The organism is Methylobacterium sp. WL8 (genome assembly GCF_008040045.1).
GTDB lineage: Bacteria > Pseudomonadota > Alphaproteobacteria > Rhizobiales > Beijerinckiaceae > Methylobacterium > Methylobacterium cerastii.
Map to the genome: position 1 here is coordinate 1 of NZ_VRVF01000015.1, position 20,336 is coordinate 20,336.

Genomic DNA, 20,336 nt, shown 5'->3' on the forward strand with positions numbered 1-20,336 from the left:
GGTGGGGGGAGGGGATCGGGGCGGATGGTGCCGGCGCTTTCCCGAGGCGCGACCGCATCCGATGGCTCCAGACGAGACGTTCCCCGACCTCGCCCCCGCGGCACCCGCGCCGCGGCGGTGGCGGCTCGTCGCCTTCACCGGCCGGGCCGTCGGCGCCGTGCTCGTCATCGGCGCCTTGAGCCTGTTCTCGCGCGAGACCAAGCGGCCCGCCGATCCGCCCGCTCCGGCCCCGGCATCCGTCACGACGACCGATCTCGGCATCGCCTTCGTCCCGGCCATGACGCTGAACGCCCGCCCGGTCGCCCCGGCCGCCGGCACCGGGCGCCTGCGCCTCGACCGGGCCGGCGAGACGGTCCGGATCGAACCGCCGCGCAACCCGCAGGAGCAGACGCTGGCAAGCGGCGACTTCTCGGCGATCGAGGAGACGCACCTGCGCCTCACCCTGACGCGGGACGCCGCCGAGCCGCAGCCCGGCCTGTTCGTGACGCTAGCCCGGCGCGCGGCGGAGGGTCCGAACCTCGCGGTGGTCCGCACCGGCGCCCGCGGGCGGGTCGCCACCAAGTTCGGCGCGGTCGAGACGCTGGAGGCGACCTTGTCCGGCGACCGGCGCCGGATCTGCACCGGCTTCGTCACCCTGGAGGCCCGGCCGGTTCGGGTGGACGGCTGGCTGTGCGCGCCTCTGGGACAACCGCCCGAGCCGCGCGCGCTCGCCTGCGCCCTCGACGGCCTCGCGCTGGACGGGCGCGCGGACCCCGCCACCGACGCCGTCTTCACTGAGGCCGAGGCGCGTCGCGATCCGGCCTGCGATCCGATCCGGGCGCTCTCGGCGCAGGAGCTGGCGGGTCGCACCGGCTCGATCGCGCCGCGCCGCACGACGCCTCCGCCGAAGCGGCCCCGTGCGTGATTGGGGCAACATTGCGGCAAAACACGTAAGCTCGGCCGTTTTTCCGGAACCACGGCCGCGCTCGGGCGTCTACTGCGCAACAGGCACCGGATTCTTAATCTCTCGGCGCCATACCAGACCCGCATTCAAACAAGGTGCGTCATGCGCTCGATCAAGATCGCCCTGCTGGGCGCCCTCGCCGTCACCAGCCTCGGCTTCACCGCTCCGGCCCAGGCGCAGGACGGGTTCGGCCCCGGCTACCGCGTCAGTCGCCCGCTGCCGATCCGCATCCGCCCGCGCAGCTGGCTCGACGCCGGCAACGTGGTCGAGCCCGGCAACGGCTCGGTGAGCAACCCGGCCACCAACCCGGTGCTGATCGCGCAGTCGAACCAGCTTAACCCGGTCTACGGCCGCAACGACGGCTACGGCGGTGGCATCCTGCCCGATCCGATCACCAACGGCCCGTTCATCGGCGCCCGGTCGAGCGCGATCCGCAACGTCGACTTCTCGGCCGTCGACGCGATCGATCCGACCTCCTACGTCTCGCGCTACGGCAACCCGTACTAAGCCGGGCCGAAACCCACCCGTGCCGATCGAGGGCGCGCAGCGAGAGCTGCGCGCCCTTTCTCGTTCTTATCCGCTTGCGTTCTTGGCGGCTCAGGCCGCGCGGGTGCGAAGCTCAGCCGCGATCGTCTCGGCCATGGCGCGCGTGCCGAGGACCTTCGACCCATCGCCGGCGATGTCGGCCGTGCGCGCGCCGCCGGCGAGCGCCGCGGTGATCGCGCCGTCCACGAGGTCGGCCGCCTCGCCGAGGCCGAACGAGTAGCGCAGGCACATGGCGAGCGAGCCGATCATCGCGATCGGGTTCGCCTTGTCCTGTCCGGCGATGTCGGGGGCGGAGCCGTGCACCGGCTCGTACAGCGCCTTGCGGGTGCCGCGGGCGTCGACCGCACCGAGCGAGGCCGAGGGCAGCATCCCGAGGGAGCCGGTCAGCATCGCCGCGACGTCCGAGAGCACGTCGCCGAACAGGTTGTCGGTCACCAGCACGTCGAACTGCTTCGGGCGCCGCACGAGCTGCATCGCGCAGTTGTCGGCGAGCACGTGCTCCAGTTCGATTCCCGCATAGTGCCGCGCGTGGACCGCGGTGACGACCTCCTTCCACAGGACGCCGGACTTCATCACGTTGTGCTTCTCGGCCGACGCGACCCGGCCGGAGCGCTTGCCTGCCAAATCGAAGGCGACGTGGGCGATCCGCTCGATCTCGGCCGTGGTGTAGACCTGCGTGTCCACCGCCCGCTTCGAGCCGTCGGGCAGGGTGGTGATCTCCTTCGGCTCGCCGAAATACACGCCGCCGGTCAATTCGCGCACGATCATGATGTCGAGGCCCTCGACCAGCTCGCGCTTGAGCGCCGAGGCGTCGGCGAGCGCCGGATAGCAGATCGCCGGGCGCAGGTTCGCGAACAGGCCGAGATCCTTGCGGAGCCGCAACAGGCCGGCCTCGGGGCGGATCTCGTAGGCCACGCCGTTCCACTTCGGGCCGCCGACCGCCCCGAGCAGGATCGCGTCGGCCGCATCCGCCTTGGCCAGCGTCGCGTTCGAAAGCGGCTTGCCGTGGGCGTCGATCGCCGAGCCGCCGACGAGGTCGGCCTCGGTCTCGAAGTGGGCGAGCCCAGTCTCGGCGAGCGCCGCCAGCACCGTCTGGACGCCGGCCATCACCTCGGGGCCGATCCCGTCGCCGGGCAGGAGCAGGAGCTTGTAGGTGGCCATGATCTGATCGTTCCGGAGGGCGGGGGGTCGGCGGGGTGTAGCGATGGGTCGCAGCGCTTGGCAAGGTTTCGGGCCAAGCGCTGCGACCCATCGCCCGCGGCCTGATCTGATACGACAGCAAGAAACGGGGTGCGCGGCGAGCGCCAATCGCGTCCGGTAGGGGCCTAAGGAGCCCCCGATGAAAGCCTTCCGCTGTATCCCGATGAAGACTGAGACCGCGGAGCGCTTCCGATGCTCAGGTCATGACGACTTCGGCAACGCGCTGCACCGGGTGGTTGCCGAGCCTCACAAGGGATTCCCATGCCGGCACTGCCTGCGCCTCGCCGAATCCGGCGAAACCATGCTGCTCGGCTCCTATGCGCTGCCGCAGCCGCGGGGCATCTACTGGACGCCGAGCCCGATCTTCCTGCACGCCGACGCCTGTCCGCACTTCGCAGCCGACGATACGCTCGCGCCGACGGTCGCCGCGAACCCGCTCGTCTCGGTGCGGGCCTACGATGCCGAGGATTTCTGCCTGTACGATCTCGGCCACGTCTGCGCGGGCGCCGAGGTCGAGGGACCTTTGCGACGCGCGCTCGCCGATCCGCGCAGCGTTTTCGTCAACATCCATACGGCCAAGCCCGGCTGCTGGCTGGCCCGTGTCGAGCGCGCGGCGTGAGGCTTCGCCTCAGGCCTTCCGTGCCACCGTGAACCGCGCCGCCTCGCGCAGCGTCTGCGCCCGATCGCCCCAGCGCGAGACCGCCTCCTCGCAGACGCCGACCAGACGGTCGCACTCGGCGCGCGCGCCGTCGAGGCCGAGGCGGTCGACGAGGGTCGCCTTGCCGGCGTCCTTGTCCTTGCCGGTGGCCTTGCCCATCGCTTCCGGCGAGGCCTCGCGGTCGAGGATGTCGTCGGCGATCTGGAAGGCCTGGCCGAGCGCGAGGCCGTAGCGCAAGAGCGCGGCGCGCTCGTCCGTCGTGGCGCCGCCGACCATCGCGCCGGCCTCCACCGAGAAGGCGAGGATCGCGCCGGTCTTCATCGCCTGCATGCGCAGGGTGTCGTCCACGTCCAGCGAGACCGGGCCGAAGCGGCCTTCCGCGGTCAGGTCGAGGAGCTGGCCGCCGACCATGCCGCCGAGGCCCGAGGCGCGGGCGAGGCCGAGGACGAGGTCGGCGCGGATCGACGCGTCCGGCTGCCAGGTCGGGTCGGCGACGATCTCGAAGGCCAGGGTCTGCAGCGCGTCGCCGACGAGGATCGCGGTCGCCTCGTCGTAGGCCTTGTGCACGGTGGGCTTGCCGCGGCGCATGTCGTCGTCGTCCATCGCCGGCATGTCGTCGTGGACCAGCGAATAGCAGTGGACCAGCTCGACGCCGGCGCCGGCGGCCAGCGCGCCGGCCTCCGAGCCGCCAAGCATGCGCGCGGTCTCGACCGCGAGGAAGGGGCGCAGGCGCTTGCCGCCGCCGAGCACCGCGTGACGCATCGCCTCCATCAGGCGCGGCGGGCGCGCGATCTCGCCGGGGCCGACCTCGGGGCCGAGGCGCTCGACCAGGAAGGTCTCGACCGTGTCGGCCACGCGGGCGAGCTTGTGGGAAAACCCGTCGTCGGCGGCATGCTCGGTACCTTGCGACTTGACCGGAGCGGGGTGAGCCTGCGTTGAGGTCATCGGGAACGGGCCTTGGCGGGAGTGGGACGCGACACGGTGCGGGCGGACGATAGCAAAGCGGCGCCGGGTCGCGACGCGCAGAGTACCGAGGCGCGGGACCTGAGGTCGCTGGGACGCCCGCAGCCGCCGGCTCCGTCACGGCGGGTCCGGAAGCTCGTCGGGCGCATCCTGCTCGTCCCGGCCGTCGGGCTCGTCCTCATGCTCGCGCTGGCGCTGCTCTATAGCGCGGTGACGCCGCCCTCAACCCTGATGCTCGGGCGATGGTTGACGCTCCAGCCGGTGGCCCGCGAGGCGGTGCCGCTCTCCGCCATCGCGCCGGCCCTGGTCCAGGCGGTCCTCGCCTCCGAGGACCAGCGCTTCTGCCTCGACCACGGCGTCGACGTCGACGCGCTGCGCGACGTGGTCGACGACGAGGACGGGCCGAGCCGCGGCGCCTCGACCATCGCGATGCAGACGGTGAAAAACGTCTTCCTCTGGCCCGGCCGCTCCTACGTCCGCAAGGCGCTCGAGATTCCGCTCGCCTTCCTGATGGATACGCTCTGGGGCAAGCGGCGGATGATGGAGATCTATCTCAACGTCGCCGAATGGGGCGAGGGGATCTACGGCGCCCAGGCCGCCGCCCGGCACTGGTTCGGCAAGAACGCCCGCGACCTCAGCCGCGGGGAGGCCGCCCTGCTGGCCGCGACCCTGCCGAACCCGATCCTGCGCAGCGCCGGCAAGCCCTCCCGCGGGGTGCGGTCCCTGGCCGGCCGCATCCAAGGCCGGATGGGGCAGGTCGAGGGCCTGATGGGGTGCCTCAAGGGATAGGCTTTTGCGCAGGGCCCGGGTTCGCAGGCCGCCCGGATGCGGTTAGGGAGCGTGATCCAAGCGAGAACGGACGTCATGGCCGGCACAACAGAGATCACCCTGGAGCGGATCGCCCTGATCCGCCGCCTCGTCGTCGGCTGGAACCCGGACGGGGCCGGCGCGCCGATGATCCACCCGGACGCCCCCTACGGCTCGACCTCGCGGGACGACGACATCGCCAACGTCACCGGCGACGACGAGGGTGCCGACGAAGAGCACCGGGCAGTGGGCGCGGCGTTCGCCGCCTTCGTCCGGCACGCGGTGCTCAAGCCCGGCCGCTACCAGTACCACAACCCGCTGGCCAAGCTCGATCCGGGCCGGGCCGGCGACGTGTTCCGCGACGCCGACGGCGCCACGCCCGAACACATCACATTCGACGTCACCGAGGCGCATCTCGCGTTGATTCCGCACCTGGCGGTCCGCTGGGACGACGCCCTCGACGTGCCCTGCGTCGACGCCCAGGCGCCCTACGGCGCGACGCCGGTGCCGGACGCAGCCTTGCACCACGAGATGCAACCGGCGTTGCAGATCTTCCTGCGCTACGCCGACATCGCGCCGGGCGATTACGACTGAAGGCTGCGGTCGCCGGCGCTTCTCCCTCCCCCCTCTGCGGGGAGGGAGAGAAGGCGCTTCTCAGGCGTCCCGCTTCTTCCGCTGCGCCAGCGTCCGCAGCCGCAGCGCGTTGAGCTTGATGAAGCCCGCCGCATCGCGGTGGTCGTAGGCGACGGCGCCTTCCTCGAAGGTGACGAGGTCCTGGTCGTAGAGCGAGTGCGGGCTCGTGCGGCCGATGACGTGGACGCCGCCCTTGTAGAGCTTGAGCCGCACCTCACCGGTGACCAGTTCCTGGCTCTTGTCGATCAGCGCCTGCAGCATCTCGCGCTCGGGCGAGAACCAGAAGCCGTTGTAGATCAGTTCCGCGTATTGCGGCATGATCTGGTCCTTGAGGTGCGCCGCGCCGCGGTCCAGCGTGATCGACTCGATGGCGCGGTGGGCCGGCAGCAGGATGGTGCCGCCGGGCGTCTCGTACATGCCGCGGCTCTTCATGCCGACGAAGCGGTTCTCCACGAGGTCGAGCCGGCCGATGCCGTTGTCGTGGCCGAGCTGGTTGAGCTTGGCGAGCAGCGAGGCCGGAGACAGCTTTTCGCCGGCGATCGAGACCGCGTCGCCCTTCTCGAAGCCGATGGTGACGATCGTGGGCGTGTCCGGCGCCTCCTCGGGCGAGATCGTGCGCGAGAAGACGTAATCCGGCACCTCGTCGGCCGGGTCCTCCAGCACTTTGCCCTCGGAGGAGGCGTGCAGGAGGTTGGCGTCCACCGAGAACGGGCTCTCGCCGCGCTTGTCCTTGGCGATCGGGATCTGGTGCTGCTCGGCGAAGGCGATCAGCTGCTCGCGGCTCTTCAGGTCCCATTCGCGCCAGGGCGCGATGACCGTCACGTCGGGCTTGAGGGCGTAGTAGCCGAGCTCGAACCGAACCTGGTCGTTGCCCTTGCCGGTGGCGCCGTGGCAGACCGCGTCGGCGCCCAGCCGCTCGGCGATCTCGATCTGCTTCTTGGCGATGAGCGGCCGGGCGATCGAGGTGCCGAGCAGGTAGACGCCCTCGTAGACCGCGTTGGCGCGAAACATCGGAAACACGTAGTCCCGCACGAATTCCTCGCGCAGGTCCTCGATGAAGATGTTCTCGGGCTTGATGCCGAGCAGCTCCGCCTTGCGGCGGGCCGGCTCCAGTTCCTCGCCCTGGCCGAGGTCGGCGGTGAAGGTGATCACCTCGCAGCCGTAGGTCGTCTGCAGCCACTTGAGGATGATCGAGGTGTCGAGGCCGCCGGAATAGGCGAGCACGACCTTGTTCACGGGCTTCTTGTCGGGCTCGGACATGCGGACCTTCGGGTGTTCGCGGACGTTAGGCGAGGGGGTTGCGGCGGCTTATCGCGCCGTCCGGCGCCCTGCAACCGGAACGGCCTGCAACCGGCATGCCGGGCCGGACGTTCGCTCAAGCGCGCGGGGCGTCGCCGATGCCCCGTCGCGCGCGCCAACCTGCCTCGCTCCCGACATCGACGGGTGTGAGATTTGCGTGCCGACACCTAAAGACCCGGAGAAGCGATCACCATGGCGCGCCAGCCGACCCTCGAGTTCTGGTACGAGTTCGCTTCGACCTATTCCTACCTCGCCGCCGCCCGGATCGAGGGTCTGGCCGCGACGGCCGGCGTGGCGGTGCGCTGGCGCCCGTTCCTGCTCGGGCCGATCTTCGCCTCGCAGGGCTGGACGAGCTCGCCCTTCAACCTCTACCCGGCCAAGGGCCGCAACATGTGGCGCGACATGGAGCGCGAGGCCGCCCGCTGCGGCCTGCCGCCGGTGCGGCGCCCCGATCCGTTCCCGCAGAACAGCCTCAGCGCAACCCGCGCCGCCATCCTCGGGCAGGACCAGGATTGGCTGGTGCCGTTCTCGAAGGCGGTGTTCGAATCCTGCTTCGCGCACGGCCGCTCGATCGCCGAGCCCGCGGCGGTGGTCGAGATCCTGAACGGGCTCGGCCTCGACGGGACGCAGCAGCTCAAGGCGGCGGCGAGCGAAGCGAACAAGACCAAGCTCCGCGTCGTCGGCGAGGAGGCGCGCTCGCGCGGCATCTACGGCGCCCCGACCTTCCTGACGGATGACGGTGAACTGTTCTGGGGCAACGACCGCCTGGAGCAGGCGCTGGCCTGGGCCGCCGGCGAGCGCCCGGGCGACATGCGCTGACGCCATCGCGCGACGAGACTCCCCGACGCGAAGGCCCCGACATCGCCTGAATTGCCGGGCTGATGCGCGGGCTCGACACCGCCGCTCGGACGCCAGCATGCCCTTCACCCGCCGCCACCTCATCGCGACCTCGGCCGCCGCCGTCGCCCTCACCGGGGCGGCGCGCGCCCAATCGTATGGTCAGCGCGTCTCGGTGACGAGCGACGAGGGCAGGCCGGTCGCCAACTCTATGCTCCCAGGCGAGATCACCGGCCAGCTCGCGTCCCTGCGGGGAATCACCTACGTCGGCCCGCGCGAGGCCGAGACGACGCTGTACGAGTTCTTCGACTTCAACTGCCCCTACTGCCGCAAGGCCGCCGCCGACGTGATCGCCCTGCACGCCGCCGACCCGGCGTTGCGCATCGGCCTTGTCCAGAATCCGATTCTGTCGCCGCAATCGGCCCAGGCCGCCAAGGTGGCGCTGGCCGTCCAGCGCAAGCTCGGCTCCGAGGCGGCCTGGGACTTCTACGGCCGGTTGCTCGGCAAGCCCGGCAAGATCGACGGCCCCGGCGCGCTCGCCGCCGGCACGGCGCTTGGGATCGCCGGACCGGAGCTGGAGAGCATCGCCGACAGCGACGAGGTCCGCGAAGCGCTCAAGAGCCAGATGCGGATCGCGGCCGACCTCGGCCTCTACGCGACCCCGTCCTACGTGCTGGGCAACGCCGGCATCCTCGGGCATCCGGGCGCCCGCTCCATGGCGAAGATGATCGCCGCCACCCGCCGTTGCGACCGCCTCGCCTGCTGATTTCCCCTGTAGGATCGATCACCCGGCGCAAGCTCGGCCGGGCCGCCGCCATCGGCCGATCGCCTTGCGCGGCTCCGGTTGCCATGCTAGGCGGTCGCCGCGCCGGCCGAGGGATCTTCGTGGGTCCCGGACAAGCCCGGCACAATCCCATTTCCCGACGGTCTCCGGCCCGGCGCCCTGATTACGGCGCAGCCCGGTCGGAACCGAAGGGCCAAGGAACAAGAGAGAGCGACGGGTGGCGCAGAACGGTTCCGAGGGTTCCCTGGTCGGCGGCGTGTCGGGTCGATACGCCTCCGCCCTGTTCGATCTCGCCCGTGACGAGCGCCAGATCGATGCGACGGCCGAGGGCCTCGAGCGCTTCGACGCCTTGCTCAAGGAGAGCGCGGACCTCCGCCGTCTCGTCCGTAGCCCGGTCTTCTCGGGTGAGGAGCAGGCCGCCGCCATCGGCGCGATCCTCGAGAAGGCCGGCATCACCGGCCTCGCTGCCAACTTCATCCGCCTGTCGGCCGCCAACCGCCGCCTGTTCGCGCTGCCCGGCATGATCGCCGCCTTCCGCAGCCTGGTTCGCGAATCGAAGGGAATCGTCCGCGCCGAGGTTCGCGTGGCCGAGCGGCCCTCCGACGCGGTGCTGGAGGAGATCAAGGCCAGCCTGCGCGACGCCGCGAAGTCCGAGGTCGACCTCGACCTGCACGTCGACCCGAGCCTGATCGGCGGCCTCATCGTCAAGATGGGCTCGCGCATGGTCGACGCTTCGCTCCGGACCAAGCTGAACGGCATTCGTCTCGCGATGCGGGAAGCCCGTTAGGCCGTCCGTCGAGGACGCCCCGGCTCTCGCCATCACACCTGAACACCTGACAAGAACGAACTGAAGGGCCCGACGATGGACATCCGCGCCGCCGAGATCTCCGCGATCCTGAAAGACCAGATCAAGAACTTCGGCGAGGAAGCCGAAGTCTCCGAGGTCGGCCAGGTCCTGTCCGTCGGCGACGGCATCGCCCGCGCCTACGGCCTCGACAACGTCCAGGCCGGCGAGATGGTCGAGTTCGAGTCCGGCGTGCGCGGCATGGCGCTCAACCTCGAGCAGGACAACGTCGGCATCGTGATCTTCGGCTCTGACCGCGAGATCAAAGAAGGCCAGACCGTCAAGCGCACCGGTGCTATCGTGGACGTCCCGGTCGGCAAGGGCCTGCTCGGCCGCGTGGTCGACGGCCTCGGCAACCCGATCGACGGCAAGGGCCCGATCGAGTCGACCGAGCGTCGACGCGTCGACGTGAAGGCGCCGGGCATCATCCCGCGCAAGTCCGTGCACGAGCCGATGGCGACGGGCCTCAAGGCCGTCGACGCCCTGATCCCGGTCGGCCGCGGCCAGCGCGAGCTGATCATCGGCGATCGCCAGACCGGCAAGACCGCGATCGTGCTCGACACGATCCTCAACCAGAAGCCCGGCCACGCCGCCGGCGGCGACGAGAAGTCGAAGCTCTACTGCATCTACGTCGCCATCGGCCAGAAGCGCTCGACGGTCGCCCAGTTCGTGAAGGTCCTCGAGGATCAGGGCGCGATGGAGTACTCGATCGTCGTCGCCGCCACCGCCTCGGACGCCGCGCCGATGCAGTTCATCGCGCCGTTCGCCGGCTGCGCCATGGGCGAGTACTTCCGCGACAACGGCATGCACGCCGTGATCTCGTACGACGACCTGTCCAAGCAGGCCGTTGCCTACCGCCAGATGTCGCTGCTGCTGCGCCGCCCGCCGGGCCGCGAGGCCTATCCCGGCGACGTGTTCTACCTGCACTCGCGCCTGCTCGAGCGCGCCGCCAAGATGGGCGACGCCGCCGGCAACGGCTCGCTGACCGCGCTACCGGTCATCGAGACCCAGGCCAACGACGTGTCGGCCTACATCCCGACCAACGTGATCTCGATCACCGACGGCCAGATCTTCCTCGAGACCGACCTGTTCTACCAGGGCATCCGCCCGGCGGTGAACGTCGGCCTCTCGGTCTCGCGGGTGGGCTCCTCGGCCCAGACCAAGGCGATGAAGAAGGTCGCCGGCAAGATCAAGGGCGAGCTGGCGCAGTACCGCGAGATGGCGGCGTTCGCGCAGTTCGGTTCGGACCTCGACGCCTCGACCCAGCAGCTGCTCAACCGCGGCTCGCGCCTCACCGAGCTCCTGAAGCAGCCGCAGTTCTCGCCGCTGAAGATGGAGGAGCAGGTCGCGGTGATCTACGCCGGCGTCAACGGCTACCTCGACAAGATGCCGGTCGCGAAGGTCCGCCCGTTCGAGGACGCGCTGCTGTCGACGCTCCGCACCAAGCACGCCGACCTGCTCTCCACGATCCGCGACTCGAAGGACCTGTCGGACGACAGCGCCGCCAAGCTCAAGAGCGTGGTCGAGAGCGTGGCGAAGTCGCTCGCGAACTAGACGAACCCGCCTCATCGGGCGCCCGGCGACGGGCGCCTGGTCGTGAACAGGCCCTGAGAGACCGGACCACCCGATGGCGAGTTTGAAGGATCTGCGCAACCGCATCACTTCGGTGAAGGCGACGCAGAAGATCACCAAGGCGATGCAGATGGTCGCCGCCGCCAAGCTGCGGCGCGCACAGACGGCTGCCGAAAGCGGCCGTCCCTATGCCGAGAAGATGGCGGCGGTGCTCGGCAACCTCGCCGGGAACCTCGTCGGCGGCGTCGGCGCGCCGAAGCTGCTGGCCGGCACCGGCAAGGACCAGACCCACCTGCTGATCGTCTGCACCGGCGACCGCGGCTTGTGCGGCGCTTTCAACTCGTCGATCGCGCGCCTGGCGCGGGCGCATGCCGACAAGCTCGCGACCGAGGGCAAGACCGTCAAGATGATGACGGTCGGCAAGAAGGGTCTGGACCAGCTTCGTCGCCAGTTCCGCGAGCAGATCGTCGAGTCGCAGGACATCCGCGGCAACCGCCCGGTCGACTACCCCTTCGCCGCCGAGATCGCCGACAAGATCCTGACCCGCTACGAGGCCGGCGAGTTCGACGTCGCGACGCTGTTCTTCTCCGAGTTCCGCTCGGTGATCTCGCAGATCCCGACGGCGCAGCGCCTGATCCCTGCGGAGCTGCCCGAAGGCGGCGCCAGCAGCACCGGTGCGCCGGCGGATTCGGCGATGGAATTCGAGCCCTCTGAGGAGGCGATCCTCGAGACGCTGCTGCCGAAGAACCTCACGGTTCAGGTCTACCGGGCGCTCCTCGAGAACGCCGCATCCGAGCAGGGTGCACGCATGAGCGCCATGGATTCCGCGACCCGCAACGCGGGCGAGATGATCAAGAAGCAGACGCTGATCTACAACCGCACGCGTCAGGCGATGATCACCAAGGAACTCATCGAAATCATTTCGGGCGCCGAAGCCCTTTAAGCGCCTTCGCCGGCGCACCGACCGCATACCTTTCAAGGGCACGCAATCATGGCAAACACCGCTTCCCCCGGCGCCGGCTCCAACAAGGTCGGCAAGATCGTCCAGGTCATCGGCCCCGTCGTCGACGTGCAGTTCGACGGCCACCTGCCGGAGATCCTGAACGCGCTCGAGACCAAGAACAACGGCAACCGCCTCGTGCTGGAAGTCGCCGCGCAGCTCGGCGAGAGCACCGTGCGCTGCATCGCGATGGACACCTCCGAGGGTCTGACCCGGGGCCAGGAGTGCACCGACACCGGCTCGCCGATCATGGTCCCAGTCGGCCACAACACGCTCGGCCGCATCATGAACGTCATCGGCGAGCCGATCGACGAGGCCGGCCCGATCCAGTCGGACTCGCTCCGCGCCATCCACCAGCCCGCGCCCCCCTATACCGACCAGTCGACGGAGTCGCAGATCCTCGTCACCGGCATCAAGGTGGTCGACCTGCTCGCCCCCTACGCCAAGGGCGGCAAGATCGGCCTGTTCGGCGGCGCCGGCGTCGGCAAGACCGTGCTGATCATGGAGCTGATCAACAACATCGCCAAGGTGCACTCGGGCTACTCGGTCTTCGCCGGCGTCGGCGAGCGCACCCGCGAGGGCAACGACCTCTACCACGAGATGATCGAGTCCAAGGTGAACATGGACCCGAAGGAGAACGGCGGCTCGGCCGAGGGCTCCAAGTGCGCGCTGGTCTACGGCCAGATGAACGAGTCTCCCGGCGCCCGCTCGCGCGTCGCGCTCACCGGCCTCACCATCGCCGAGGACTTCCGCGACCAGGGCCAGGACGTGCTGTTCTTCGTGGACAACATCTTCCGCTTCACTCAGGCCGGCTCGGAAGTGTCGGCGCTGCTCGGCCGCATCCCCTCGGCCGTGGGCTACCAGCCGACGCTCGCCACGGACATGGGCGCCCTGCAGGAGCGCATCACCACCACGAACAAGGGCTCGATCACCTCGGTGCAGGCGATCTACGTGCCGGCCGACGACCTGACCGACCCGGCGCCCGCCGCCTCGTTCGCCCACTTGGACGCGACCACGACGCTGTCGCGCTCGATCGCCGAGAAGGGCATCTATCCGGCGGTGGACCCGCTCGACTCGACCTCGCGCATGCTGTCGCCGGCGATCCTCGGCGAGGAGCACTACGATGTCGCCCGCAGGGTCCAGCAGACGCTGCAGCGCTACAAGTCGCTCCAGGACATCATCGCCATCCTCGGGATGGACGAGCTGTCGGAAGAGGACAAGCTGACGGTCGCGCGCGCCCGCAAGATCGAGCGCTTCTTCTCGCAGCCCTTCTCGGTGGCCGAGATCTTCACCGGTTCCCCGGGCATCCAGGTGCCGCTGGAAGACACGATCAAGGGCTTCAAGGGCCTCGTCGAGGGCAAGTACGACGACTTGCCGGAAGCGGCCTTCTACATGGTCGGCACCATCGAGGACGCCCAGGCCAAGGCGAAGAAGCTGAAGGCGGCCTGAGGCCTTGAACGCCAAGATCGTCCTGTTGGTCGTCGGCCTCCTGGCCGGCGGCCTCGTCGGCTACGTGACGCGGCCCGAGGCGGCCGAGATCAAGATCGGCCCGCTCTCCGTCGAGGTGCAGGGCGACCGCCCGGCCGGCACCCGCGGCGGCGAGCTGACCAGCGGGCAGACGCAGCACGTCGCCCTGTTCGCAGGCATCGGTGCCCTGATCGGTTTCGGCCTCGGCTTCGCCACGGACCGGCGCAGGGCCTAACTCTCAAGGTCGGCATGCAGCCCTCGGAGGGCCGCGCGCCGAGAATGACAAACGTCGGGATTCCGAGCGCATGGCCACCTTCCACTTCGATTTCGTCGGCCCCGAGCGGTCGCTGTATTCCGGCGAGGTCGAGTCGGTGCAGCTTCCCGGCACCGAGGGCGAGATGACGGTGCTCGCCGGCCACGCCCCGGTGCTCACCTCGCTTCGCGTGGGCGTGATCGTGGTCACCGAGCGCGCCAACAGCGGCAAGCGCATCTACGTCCGCGGTGGCTTCGCCGACATCGGGCCGACCGGCGTGACGGTGTTGGCCGAGCGCGCCGCCCCGATCGAGGAACTGACGCCGGAATCCCTCGACCGGGACATCGAGGCGGCCGAGCTGCAGCGCGACGCCACCGAGGACCTGCAGAAGCGCGAGGAGCTGAACGGCCAGATCGTCCAGCTTCAGGAGACGAAGAACCTCCTCAAGCTCTGAGCCTTTCACCCCCAACATTTTCAGGACGACCGAAGCCCGCTCGAACCGCCGTCACCGGCGCGGTTCGGCGGGCTCTTTCGTGTCGTGCGCCGACGAATCCTGAGCCAGCGCGAGGGAGATCAGCGCCTCGGCCGCGTCCGGCCCGACGGGACAGCCCGTTTCGAGCCAGCGTCGGCGCAGAGCCGCGAGGGCGACCCCGATCCTCGGCCCGGCCGGGATGCCGCGAGCGACGAGGGCTGCCCCGGTCACCGGCAGGACCGGAGCGGGTTCATTCTTCAGGTCGCGCCAGGCGTTTGCAGCGTCCGGGCCGATCACCGGGCGCGGCTCGCCGGCGGTCGCGTCCATCGCCGCTTGAAGGGCTGCAGGCCCGTGTTCTGCCACGAGCGCACGGAGCGCCGGCCGGTCGATCGCGGCGGGGGTCTTCAGCGCGACGAGGGCGCGGGCGTAGGCGTCGAGGGTAGCGTGCTCGGCCTTCGAAAGCCGCAAACCCTCCGCGAGGCGCTCGGCCTCGGCCCGCGTGGTCACGGACAGCGCGGCGAGACGCTGGATCGTGCCGGCGCCGGCCTCGATCGCGCGCGCGAGCCTGCCCCGCTCGGCGACGCCGCCGGTGATGCGGGCGAGAAGGCCGGTCTCGGCGAGGATGGCGACGGCGCCCGGCGCACCGGGGGCGGCCAAGAGCTTCAGGAACTCCATGCGGACGCGCTCCCGCGACAGGCTCGCCAGGGCCGCTCGCGCGGTGACGCAGGCGGCGAGCGCCGGCGCATCGGGCTCTCCTCCACCGAACCGGGCGTGAAAGCGGAAGAACCGCAGGATGCGCAGGGCGTCCTCGTGGATCCGCGTCGCGGGGTCTCCGATGAAGCGGATGCGGGCCTCCGCGAGGTCGGCGGCGCCGCCAGTGGTGTCGTGGAGCGTGCCGTCGGCGCCGAGCGAGAGCGCGTTGACCGTGAAGTCCCGCCGCTCCGCGTCGCGCGTGAAGTCCCGGCCGAACCGCACGATCGCGTGCCGCCCGTCGGTCTCGACGTCCTCGCGCAGGGTCGTCACCTCGACCGGCCGCCCGGCGACGACCAGCGTCACGGTGCCGTGCTCGATCCCGGTCGGCACGGCCTTCAGGCCCGCCGCCCGCGCCCGATCGATCACGGCGTTCGGCAGGAGCGTCGTGGCGAGGTCGATGTCGGCGGCGTCGACCCCGAGGAGCGCGTCGCGCACGCAGCCGCCGACGAGCCGGGTCTCCTCGCCAGGTGCATCGAGGCCGGCGAGGACGGCGCGGACCTCGGGCCGGGCGAGCAGCCGCGCCGGGCCGTCGGGGTCGAGGCGCCGCATCAGCGGAACTCGCCTGGCACCAGCCGGCCGTTCTCCATGTGGGTCGGCACGAAGCCGGTGGCGTGGCGCTCGGAGAACAGGCCCGAGGCCACCAGGGAGGCGATCACCACGGCCAAGCCGGCCAGGACGAGGCGAAAGGCCTGGGCGTCCCAGTGCGCCCGCTGCAGCGGGTTCCGGCCGACGAGCAGCAGGTAGGTGAAGAACAGCCCGAAGGGCAGCAGGAAGAGCCCGAACTCCTCCACGAGGCGACGCAGCATGGCATCCGATCGATGGGCGCGGGCGATTCCCGCTCGGCTCAGAGGTGGGACTTCGGTGGCCCGAATTCGAGCCGTTCGGCGAGGTTGTGCAGGATGCCCGCCGTCACACCCCAGATCAGGCGCTCGCCGTAGGGCAGGGCGTAGAAGCGCCGGTCGCGGCCCTGCCACACCCGCATCCGCAGCTCGTAGCGCGACCGGTCGGCGATCACCGCCAGGGGGACCTCGAAGATCGCGTCCACCTCGGCCGGGTTCGGCGCGAGGCGCGCCTCCCGGTCGACGAGGCCGATCACCGGCGCCACCAGGAAGCCGGTGCCGGACAGGTAGGGATCGAGGTAGCCGAGCATCCGCACGTGACGCGGCGACAGGCCGACCTCCTCCTCGGCCTCGCGCAGGGCCGCCGCCATCGGGCTTGCATCGGTCGGGTCGATCTTGCCGCCGGGCAGCGCGACCTGGCCGGAATGGTCGCGCAGGTGGGCGGCGCGCTGCGTCAGCACGATCGCGAGGCCGGATTCGCGCGCGACGACCGGCACCAGAACGGCCGCCCGCCGGTGCGGCGGCGGCGGGATTACGGCGCTGCCGTCGGGCTCCAGGCTGTGGTCGCCGCGCGGGTTCGAGGTCGGGTCGTCCGGCCCGGGCGGATCGCGGGCGAGCCGCGCCTCGGCGCGGGCGAGGAAGTCGGCGAGGTCCTCGTCGCGCGTCGGGCTGTCCACGGCGCTCACGCGGCGTCGGCCGGGGCGATGCGGTGGAAGCGGCCGCCTGCGGCGATGCCGAGCCACGGCACGCCCTCGATCTCGCGCTCCTCGGCGAGCGCCACGAGATCGTAGGTCAGCGCCCGCGTCACCAGCGCCCAGAGTCCGCGGCGGACGTGGAGGTAGGGCTTGAGGGCGCCGGCCTCGCCCTCGGCGAAACGTAAGCCGTGCTCGGAATCGACGGGCACGAGGTCGTCGACGTTGGTGCGGAAGCTGATGCGGCGCGCGTCGCCCTCGCCGTCGATCGCCATCTCGACGGCGACGAAGGCCGCATCCTCCACGGTGATCGAGACCTTCTCCACCGGCGTGACCAGCACCGTCGTACCGTCGGGCTCGCGCCGCAGGATCGAGGCGAACAGCTTCACCATCTTCGGGCGGCGGATCGGCGTGCCGTCGTGGAACCAGGTGCCGTCGGCGGCGATGCGGATGTCGATCGCGCCGCAATCGGGCGGATTCCACTTGTCCACCGGCGGCAGCCCGCGCTTGGGCAGCTCGGCCAGGGTCGCGCCGAGGCGGCTCAGGGTCGGATCGTCGGAGGCGGTCATGCGCCCTCGGATAGCGCGCCGGACGGGCCGGGAACCGGGGGCGCCTCCGGGCGCCGGCGCAGGATCTTCCAGACGCCCGAGGCGACGCCGACCACGCGCGCCGCGTGGCGCAGCTCGCAACGCAGGAAGACGAGCGAGCCGGTGCGCTTGATGACCTCGGGCGCCAGGGTGATCCAGTCGCCGAGCCGCGCGGTGTCGACGAACTGCATCTCCATTTGGATCGTCACACAATTCGCCCCGTCGGCCGCCCACATCGCGGTCTCGCCCAGTGCCCGGTCGGCGAAGCTCATCAGCATGCCGCCGTGGACCACGCCGATCAGGTTGGCGTGCTTGTCGGCGGCACGGAACGCGTAGGCGCCGTCGCGGACGTAGACCGGCCCGACATGGGCGATGAAGCCGGTGTCGTGGATCGGCGTCCAGCCGTCGCCCTCGTGGGGCTCGGCCTCGGGCGTTCGCGGTTCGCTGGGCGTCATGGGGGCGGGATCTCGATCGCGCGGCGGGCGCAGGCGCAGGGTTTTGTGGCACGGTCGCATCGCGACCGCCGGCTGTCACGCGAAGTTCGGGGGCACTTCAGGCTTTGGCTCACCTCACCCGCTTACGTGCCCCGCGGCTTGGCGCGGCGGGTGGGTGGCGCCTCCAGCGGATTCTCCGGCCAGGGATGGCGCGGATAGCGGCCGCGCATCTCGGTGCGCACGGCGCTCCAGGAGCCGCGCCAGAAGCCGGGGAGGTCGCGGGTGATCTGGACCGGGCGGTGGCCGGGCGAGAGCAGGTGGAGGACGAGCGGCACCCGGCCCACAGTCGGATGCGTCGCCAGCCCGAACAGCTCCTGCACCCGCACGGCCAGGACCGGCCCGCCCTCGGTCTCGTAGTCGATCGGGATGCGTGAGCCGGTCGGCACCTCGACATGGGTCGGCGCTTGAGTGTCGAGGCGGGCGCGCAGCGGCCACGGCAACAGCTCATGCAACGCCTCGCCGAGGTCGGCGGCGGAGACGGCGTCGAGGCCGAGGCGGCCGACGAGGGCTGGCGCGAGCCAGTCCTCGATGGTCTCCGTGAGGGTGGCGTCGGCGAGGTCGGGCCAGTCGCCGCCCTCCGCCGCGCGCAGGAAGGCGATGCGGGCGCGCCACTGCGTCAGCGCCGGGGTCCAGGGCAGCCGTTCGAGGCCGAGGCTGGCGATGCCGCGGGCCAGCACCCTGGCCGAGTCGAGGTCGGCGGGCACGGGGCGCGTGCGCTCGCCGAGGGTGATGGCGCCGAGCCGGCGCAGGCTGCGGGCCCGCAGCGCCCGCGCCGCGCCGTCGAAGGTCACCTGCGTCACGCCCTCGATGCGGTCGGCGAAGGCTGCCTCGATCGCGTCGAGGTCGATCGCGGCGGCGGCGAGGATGCGGGCGTTGCCGGCGGCGCCGACGACGTCGGCCACCACGAGGAAGGGCTCGCGGGCGAGCGGCGAGGCGGGGTCGAGGCGCCCGGCCCGCCCGTTGGCCATCACGAACTCGCCGTCGCGCCCGCGCGCCTTCGCGACCCGGTCGGGGTAGGCCAGCGCCAGGAGGGCACCCGCCGCCGGGTCCGAGGTCGCGCGAGTCCCGGACGGGGAAGCCGAGCGCGCCCAGCCCTGGGCCATGCGGCGCATGTCGGCGGCGCGTTGCCCGCGGTCGCGCCGATAGCGCTCGACCCGGTCGGCGAGGTCCACCGCGTCGCCGCCGAGGCCACGCTCGACCAGGACGGCGGCGAGGTCGGCGGCGGCGGTCGCGGCGCCGAAATCGGCGGCGGCGACCACCATGCGGGCGAGCCGCGGCGGCAGGGGGAGGGCGCGCAGGCGCCGCCCGGTCTCGGTGAGCCGCCCGTCAGCGTCGATCGCATCGAGGTCGCGCAGCATCGCGCGCGCCTCCTTCAGGGCCGGGGCCGGCGGGGGATCGAGGAAGGCGAGGGTGCCGGGATCGGTCACGCCCCACTCGGCGCAGTCGAGCACGAGCCCGGCGAGGTCCGCCGAGACGATCTCGGGCCGGGTGAACGGTTCGAGCGCGCTGGTTCCGGCCTCGGCCCAGAGGCGCCAGCACACGCCGGGCTCGGTCCGGCCGGCGCGGCCGCGGCGCTGGTCCACCGAGGCGCGGGAAGCCCGCGCGGTGACGAGCCGGGTGAGCCCGAGGCCGGGCTCGTAGACCGGCACCCGGGCGAGGCCGGAATCGACCACGATGCGCACGCCCTCGATCGTCAGCGAGGTCTCGGCGATGCTGGTGGCCAGCACCACCTTGCGCGCGCCCGGCCCGGCCCGCGCCACCGCCCGGTCCTGCTCGGCCGGCGTCAGCGCGCCGTAGAGCGGCGCGATCGCGACTTCCGGCCCGACGCGGCCCTCCAGCGAGGTGGCGACGCGGCGGATCTCGCCCTGGCCCGGCAGGAACGCCAGGACCGAGCCCGGATCGGCCCGGAGCGCACGCAGGATCGCGTCCGCCATCGCATCCTCGATCCGGCGGTTGGGATCGCGGTCGGCGTAGCGGGTCTCGACGGGGAAGGCTCGCCCATCCGAGGCGACGACGGGGGCGTCGCCGAGCAGACGCGCGACGCGGGCGCCGTCGAGGGTGGCCGACATCACCAGGATGCGCAGGTCGTCGCGCAAGGCCGCCTGCGCGTCGAGGGCGAGCGCGAGGCCGAAGTCGGCGTCGAGCGAGCGCTCGTGGAACTCGTCGAACAGCACCGCCCCGACGCCGGAGAGTTCCGGGTCGTCGAGGATCATCCGGCCGAACACGCCCTCGGTCACGACCTCGATGCGGGTGCGGCTCGAGATCTTGGAGCCGAGGCGGACGCGCAGGCCGATGGTGTCGCCGACCCGCTCGCCGAGCGTGCCGGCCATGCGCTCGGCCGCCGCGCGGGCGGCGAGGCGGCGCGGCTCGAGCAGGATGATCTTGGCGGTTCCGAGCCAGGACGCCTGCAACAGGTCGAGGGGCACTCGCGTGGTCTTGCCGGCGCCCGGCGGCGCGACGAGGACGGCCGCGTTCGATCGGGCCAGCGCCGCACGCAGGTCGGGCAGCGCCGCATCGATCGGCAAGGAGCTGTGCGGCAAGGGGCTGCGCGCGAGGGCGTCGTTCGGGCGGGGCGCGGAGGATGGGGTCGCCGACGCCGCGACCGTATCAGCGGGGCGCTCGGACGCCATGACGATTCAACTCCTCGAACAATCCCAACTCCGGCAAGAAATAAATCCCCCGCCGACGGCATG

At 71.3% G+C, this 20,336-nt stretch carries 22 protein-coding genes; 13 read left to right on the plus strand and 9 right to left on the minus strand.

The genetic code is table 11. The annotated features are described in order from the left end of the window. Nucleotides 1-61: 61 nt before the first annotated feature. A complete protein-coding gene (locus tag FV234_RS07885; protein ID WP_147828647.1) occupies nt 62-904 on the plus strand; it encodes a hypothetical protein in 843 nt (280 codons plus the stop codon). A gap of 141 nt (nt 905-1,045) precedes the next feature. Continuing rightward, entirely contained in the window at nt 1,046-1,450 is a 405-nt protein-coding gene (locus FV234_RS07890) for a hypothetical protein (RefSeq protein WP_147763394.1), read from the plus strand. Nucleotides 1,451-1,540: 90 nt separating this feature from the next. Here FV234_RS07890 and leuB read toward each other — a convergent pair whose 3' ends face one another. Beyond that, nucleotides 1,541-2,650: a 3-isopropylmalate dehydrogenase gene (gene leuB / locus FV234_RS07895; protein ID WP_147828648.1), complete on the minus strand. Its 1,110-nt coding sequence runs from the start codon at nt 2,648-2,650 to the stop codon at nt 1,541-1,543. A 202-nt stretch (nt 2,651-2,852) separates the two neighbouring features. On the opposite strand from leuB, the gene FV234_RS07900 reads away from it, so the two are divergent. Then, complete coding sequence (locus FV234_RS07900) at nt 2,853-3,308, plus strand: DUF1203 domain-containing protein (RefSeq protein WP_281407952.1); 456 nt, start codon at nt 2,853-2,855, stop codon at nt 3,306-3,308. Between the two features lie 9 nt (nt 3,309-3,317). Here the strand turns inward: FV234_RS07900 and FV234_RS07905 are convergent, their stop codons facing one another. Then, nucleotides 3,318-4,292: a polyprenyl synthetase family protein gene (locus FV234_RS07905; RefSeq protein ID WP_147828650.1), complete on the minus strand. Its 975-nt coding sequence runs from the start codon at nt 4,290-4,292 to the stop codon at nt 3,318-3,320. A 198-nt stretch (nt 4,293-4,490) separates the two neighbouring features. On the opposite strand from FV234_RS07905, the gene mtgA reads away from it, so the two are divergent. Next, a complete protein-coding gene (mtgA, locus tag FV234_RS07910) occupies nt 4,491-5,099 on the plus strand; it encodes a monofunctional biosynthetic peptidoglycan transglycosylase (RefSeq protein ID WP_246685390.1) in 609 nt (202 codons plus the stop codon). A gap of 75 nt (nt 5,100-5,174) precedes the next feature. Beyond that, on the plus strand, nt 5,175-5,711 hold the full coding sequence (locus tag FV234_RS07915; RefSeq protein ID WP_147813918.1) for a hypothetical protein: 537 nt from the start codon (nt 5,175-5,177) through the stop codon (nt 5,709-5,711). A gap of 60 nt (nt 5,712-5,771) precedes the next feature. Here the strand turns inward: FV234_RS07915 and FV234_RS07920 are convergent, their stop codons facing one another. Then, nucleotides 5,772-7,010, minus strand: coding sequence for an argininosuccinate synthase (locus FV234_RS07920; protein WP_147828651.1), 1,239 nt, complete (start codon nt 7,008-7,010; stop codon nt 5,772-5,774). A 231-nt stretch (nt 7,011-7,241) separates the two neighbouring features. Between FV234_RS07920 and FV234_RS07925 the strand changes: the two genes are divergently transcribed. The 8 genes from FV234_RS07925 (at nt 7,242) to FV234_RS07960 (ending at nt 14,260) form a co-directional block, all read left to right on the plus strand. After that, the gene (locus tag FV234_RS07925) at nt 7,242-7,868 is read left to right on the plus strand and encodes a 2-hydroxychromene-2-carboxylate isomerase (RefSeq protein ID WP_147752722.1); all 627 of its coding nucleotides are present in this window, start codon (nt 7,242-7,244) and stop codon (nt 7,866-7,868) included. Nucleotides 7,869-7,965: 97 nt separating this feature from the next. Continuing rightward, nucleotides 7,966-8,652 (plus strand): DsbA family protein, encoded by a 687-nt coding sequence (locus FV234_RS07930; RefSeq protein ID WP_147828652.1) that lies wholly within the window; start codon nt 7,966-7,968, stop codon nt 8,650-8,652. A 235-nt stretch (nt 8,653-8,887) separates the two neighbouring features. After that, complete coding sequence (locus tag FV234_RS07935) at nt 8,888-9,457, plus strand: F0F1 ATP synthase subunit delta (RefSeq protein ID WP_147828653.1); 570 nt, start codon at nt 8,888-8,890, stop codon at nt 9,455-9,457. A gap of 75 nt (nt 9,458-9,532) precedes the next feature. Next, nucleotides 9,533-11,068: a F0F1 ATP synthase subunit alpha gene (gene atpA / locus FV234_RS07940; RefSeq protein ID WP_147813925.1), complete on the plus strand. Its 1,536-nt coding sequence runs from the start codon at nt 9,533-9,535 to the stop codon at nt 11,066-11,068. 73 nt (nt 11,069-11,141) lie between these two features. After that, nucleotides 11,142-12,029 (plus strand): F0F1 ATP synthase subunit gamma, encoded by an 888-nt coding sequence (locus FV234_RS07945; RefSeq protein WP_147752726.1) that lies wholly within the window; start codon nt 11,142-11,144, stop codon nt 12,027-12,029. Nucleotides 12,030-12,077: 48 nt separating this feature from the next. Continuing rightward, nucleotides 12,078-13,535, plus strand: coding sequence for a F0F1 ATP synthase subunit beta (gene atpD / locus FV234_RS07950; protein WP_147828654.1), 1,458 nt, complete (start codon nt 12,078-12,080; stop codon nt 13,533-13,535). A 4-nt stretch (nt 13,536-13,539) separates the two neighbouring features. Next, entirely contained in the window at nt 13,540-13,788 is a 249-nt protein-coding gene (locus tag FV234_RS07955) for a hypothetical protein (protein WP_147828655.1), read from the plus strand. Nucleotides 13,789-13,858: 70 nt separating this feature from the next. Continuing rightward, on the plus strand, nt 13,859-14,260 hold the full coding sequence (locus FV234_RS07960; protein WP_147728188.1) for a F0F1 ATP synthase subunit epsilon: 402 nt from the start codon (nt 13,859-13,861) through the stop codon (nt 14,258-14,260). Nucleotides 14,261-14,311: 51 nt separating this feature from the next. Here FV234_RS07960 and FV234_RS07965 read toward each other — a convergent pair whose 3' ends face one another. The 6 genes from FV234_RS07965 to hrpB all read right to left on the minus strand — a co-directional run bounded on the left by FV234_RS07965 (nt 14,312) and on the right by hrpB (nt 20,273). Continuing rightward, on the minus strand, nt 14,312-15,580 hold the full coding sequence (locus tag FV234_RS07965; protein ID WP_147828656.1) for a CCA tRNA nucleotidyltransferase: 1,269 nt from the start codon (nt 15,578-15,580) through the stop codon (nt 14,312-14,314). Continuing rightward, a complete protein-coding gene (locus FV234_RS07970) occupies nt 15,580-15,837 on the minus strand; it encodes a DUF6111 family protein (RefSeq protein WP_147752731.1) in 258 nt (85 codons plus the stop codon). The genes FV234_RS07965 and FV234_RS07970 overlap by 1 nt, the downstream gene beginning before the upstream one ends. Before the next feature lie 38 nt (nt 15,838-15,875). Then, a complete protein-coding gene (locus FV234_RS07975; protein ID WP_238271404.1) occupies nt 15,876-16,556 on the minus strand; it encodes a CoA pyrophosphatase in 681 nt (226 codons plus the stop codon). Then, a complete protein-coding gene (locus FV234_RS07980) occupies nt 16,553-17,131 on the minus strand; it encodes a DUF1285 domain-containing protein (protein WP_147828657.1) in 579 nt (192 codons plus the stop codon). Before FV234_RS07980 ends, FV234_RS07975 begins: the two co-directional genes overlap by 4 nt. Beyond that, nucleotides 17,128-17,604: a PaaI family thioesterase gene (locus FV234_RS07985; protein WP_147828658.1), complete on the minus strand. Its 477-nt coding sequence runs from the start codon at nt 17,602-17,604 to the stop codon at nt 17,128-17,130. Before FV234_RS07985 ends, FV234_RS07980 begins: the two co-directional genes overlap by 4 nt. Nucleotides 17,605-17,726: 122 nt before the next feature. Next, nucleotides 17,727-20,273, minus strand: a complete 2,547-nt coding sequence (hrpB, locus tag FV234_RS07990; RefSeq protein ID WP_147828659.1) for an ATP-dependent helicase HrpB — start codon at nt 20,271-20,273, stop codon at nt 17,727-17,729. Nucleotides 20,274-20,336: the final 63 nt, after the last annotated feature.

Bases quoted from the DNA above. Each gene is read 5' to 3' on its own strand.
- FV234_RS07905 (WP_147828650.1), bottom strand. From the start codon at position 4,292: ATGACCTCAACGCAGGCTCACCCCGCTCCGGTCAAGTCGCAAGGTACC.
- FV234_RS07915 (WP_147813918.1), top strand. From the start codon at position 5,175: ATGGCCGGCACAACAGAGATCACCCTGGAGCGGATCGCCCTGATCCGC.
- hrpB (WP_147828659.1), bottom strand. From the start codon at position 20,273: ATGGCGTCCGAGCGCCCCGCTGATACGGTCGCGGCGTCGGCGACCCCA.
- FV234_RS07970 (WP_147752731.1), bottom strand. From the start codon at position 15,837: ATGCTGCGTCGCCTCGTGGAGGAGTTCGGGCTCTTCCTGCTGCCCTTC.
- atpA (WP_147813925.1), top strand. From the start codon at position 9,533: ATGGACATCCGCGCCGCCGAGATCTCCGCGATCCTGAAAGACCAGATC.
- FV234_RS07985 (WP_147828658.1), bottom strand. From the start codon at position 17,604: ATGACGCCCAGCGAACCGCGAACGCCCGAGGCCGAGCCCCACGAGGGC.
- FV234_RS07965 (WP_147828656.1), bottom strand. From the start codon at position 15,580: ATGCGGCGCCTCGACCCCGACGGCCCGGCGCGGCTGCTCGCCCGGCCC.
- atpD (WP_147828654.1), top strand. From the start codon at position 12,078: ATGGCAAACACCGCTTCCCCCGGCGCCGGCTCCAACAAGGTCGGCAAG.
- mtgA (WP_246685390.1), top strand. From the start codon at position 4,491: ATGCTCGCGCTGGCGCTGCTCTATAGCGCGGTGACGCCGCCCTCAACC.
- FV234_RS07945 (WP_147752726.1), top strand. From the start codon at position 11,142: ATGGCGAGTTTGAAGGATCTGCGCAACCGCATCACTTCGGTGAAGGCG.
- leuB (WP_147828648.1), bottom strand. From the start codon at position 2,650: ATGGCCACCTACAAGCTCCTGCTCCTGCCCGGCGACGGGATCGGCCCC.
- FV234_RS07890 (WP_147763394.1), top strand. From the start codon at position 1,046: ATGCGCTCGATCAAGATCGCCCTGCTGGGCGCCCTCGCCGTCACCAGC.
- FV234_RS07980 (WP_147828657.1), bottom strand. From the start codon at position 17,131: ATGACCGCCTCCGACGATCCGACCCTGAGCCGCCTCGGCGCGACCCTG.
- FV234_RS07930 (WP_147828652.1), top strand. From the start codon at position 7,966: ATGCCCTTCACCCGCCGCCACCTCATCGCGACCTCGGCCGCCGCCGTC.
- FV234_RS07925 (WP_147752722.1), top strand. From the start codon at position 7,242: ATGGCGCGCCAGCCGACCCTCGAGTTCTGGTACGAGTTCGCTTCGACC.
- FV234_RS07920 (WP_147828651.1), bottom strand. From the start codon at position 7,010: ATGTCCGAGCCCGACAAGAAGCCCGTGAACAAGGTCGTGCTCGCCTAT.
- FV234_RS07900 (WP_281407952.1), top strand. From the start codon at position 2,853: ATGAAGACTGAGACCGCGGAGCGCTTCCGATGCTCAGGTCATGACGAC.
- FV234_RS07885 (WP_147828647.1), top strand. From the start codon at position 62: ATGGCTCCAGACGAGACGTTCCCCGACCTCGCCCCCGCGGCACCCGCG.
- FV234_RS07960 (WP_147728188.1), top strand. From the start codon at position 13,859: ATGGCCACCTTCCACTTCGATTTCGTCGGCCCCGAGCGGTCGCTGTAT.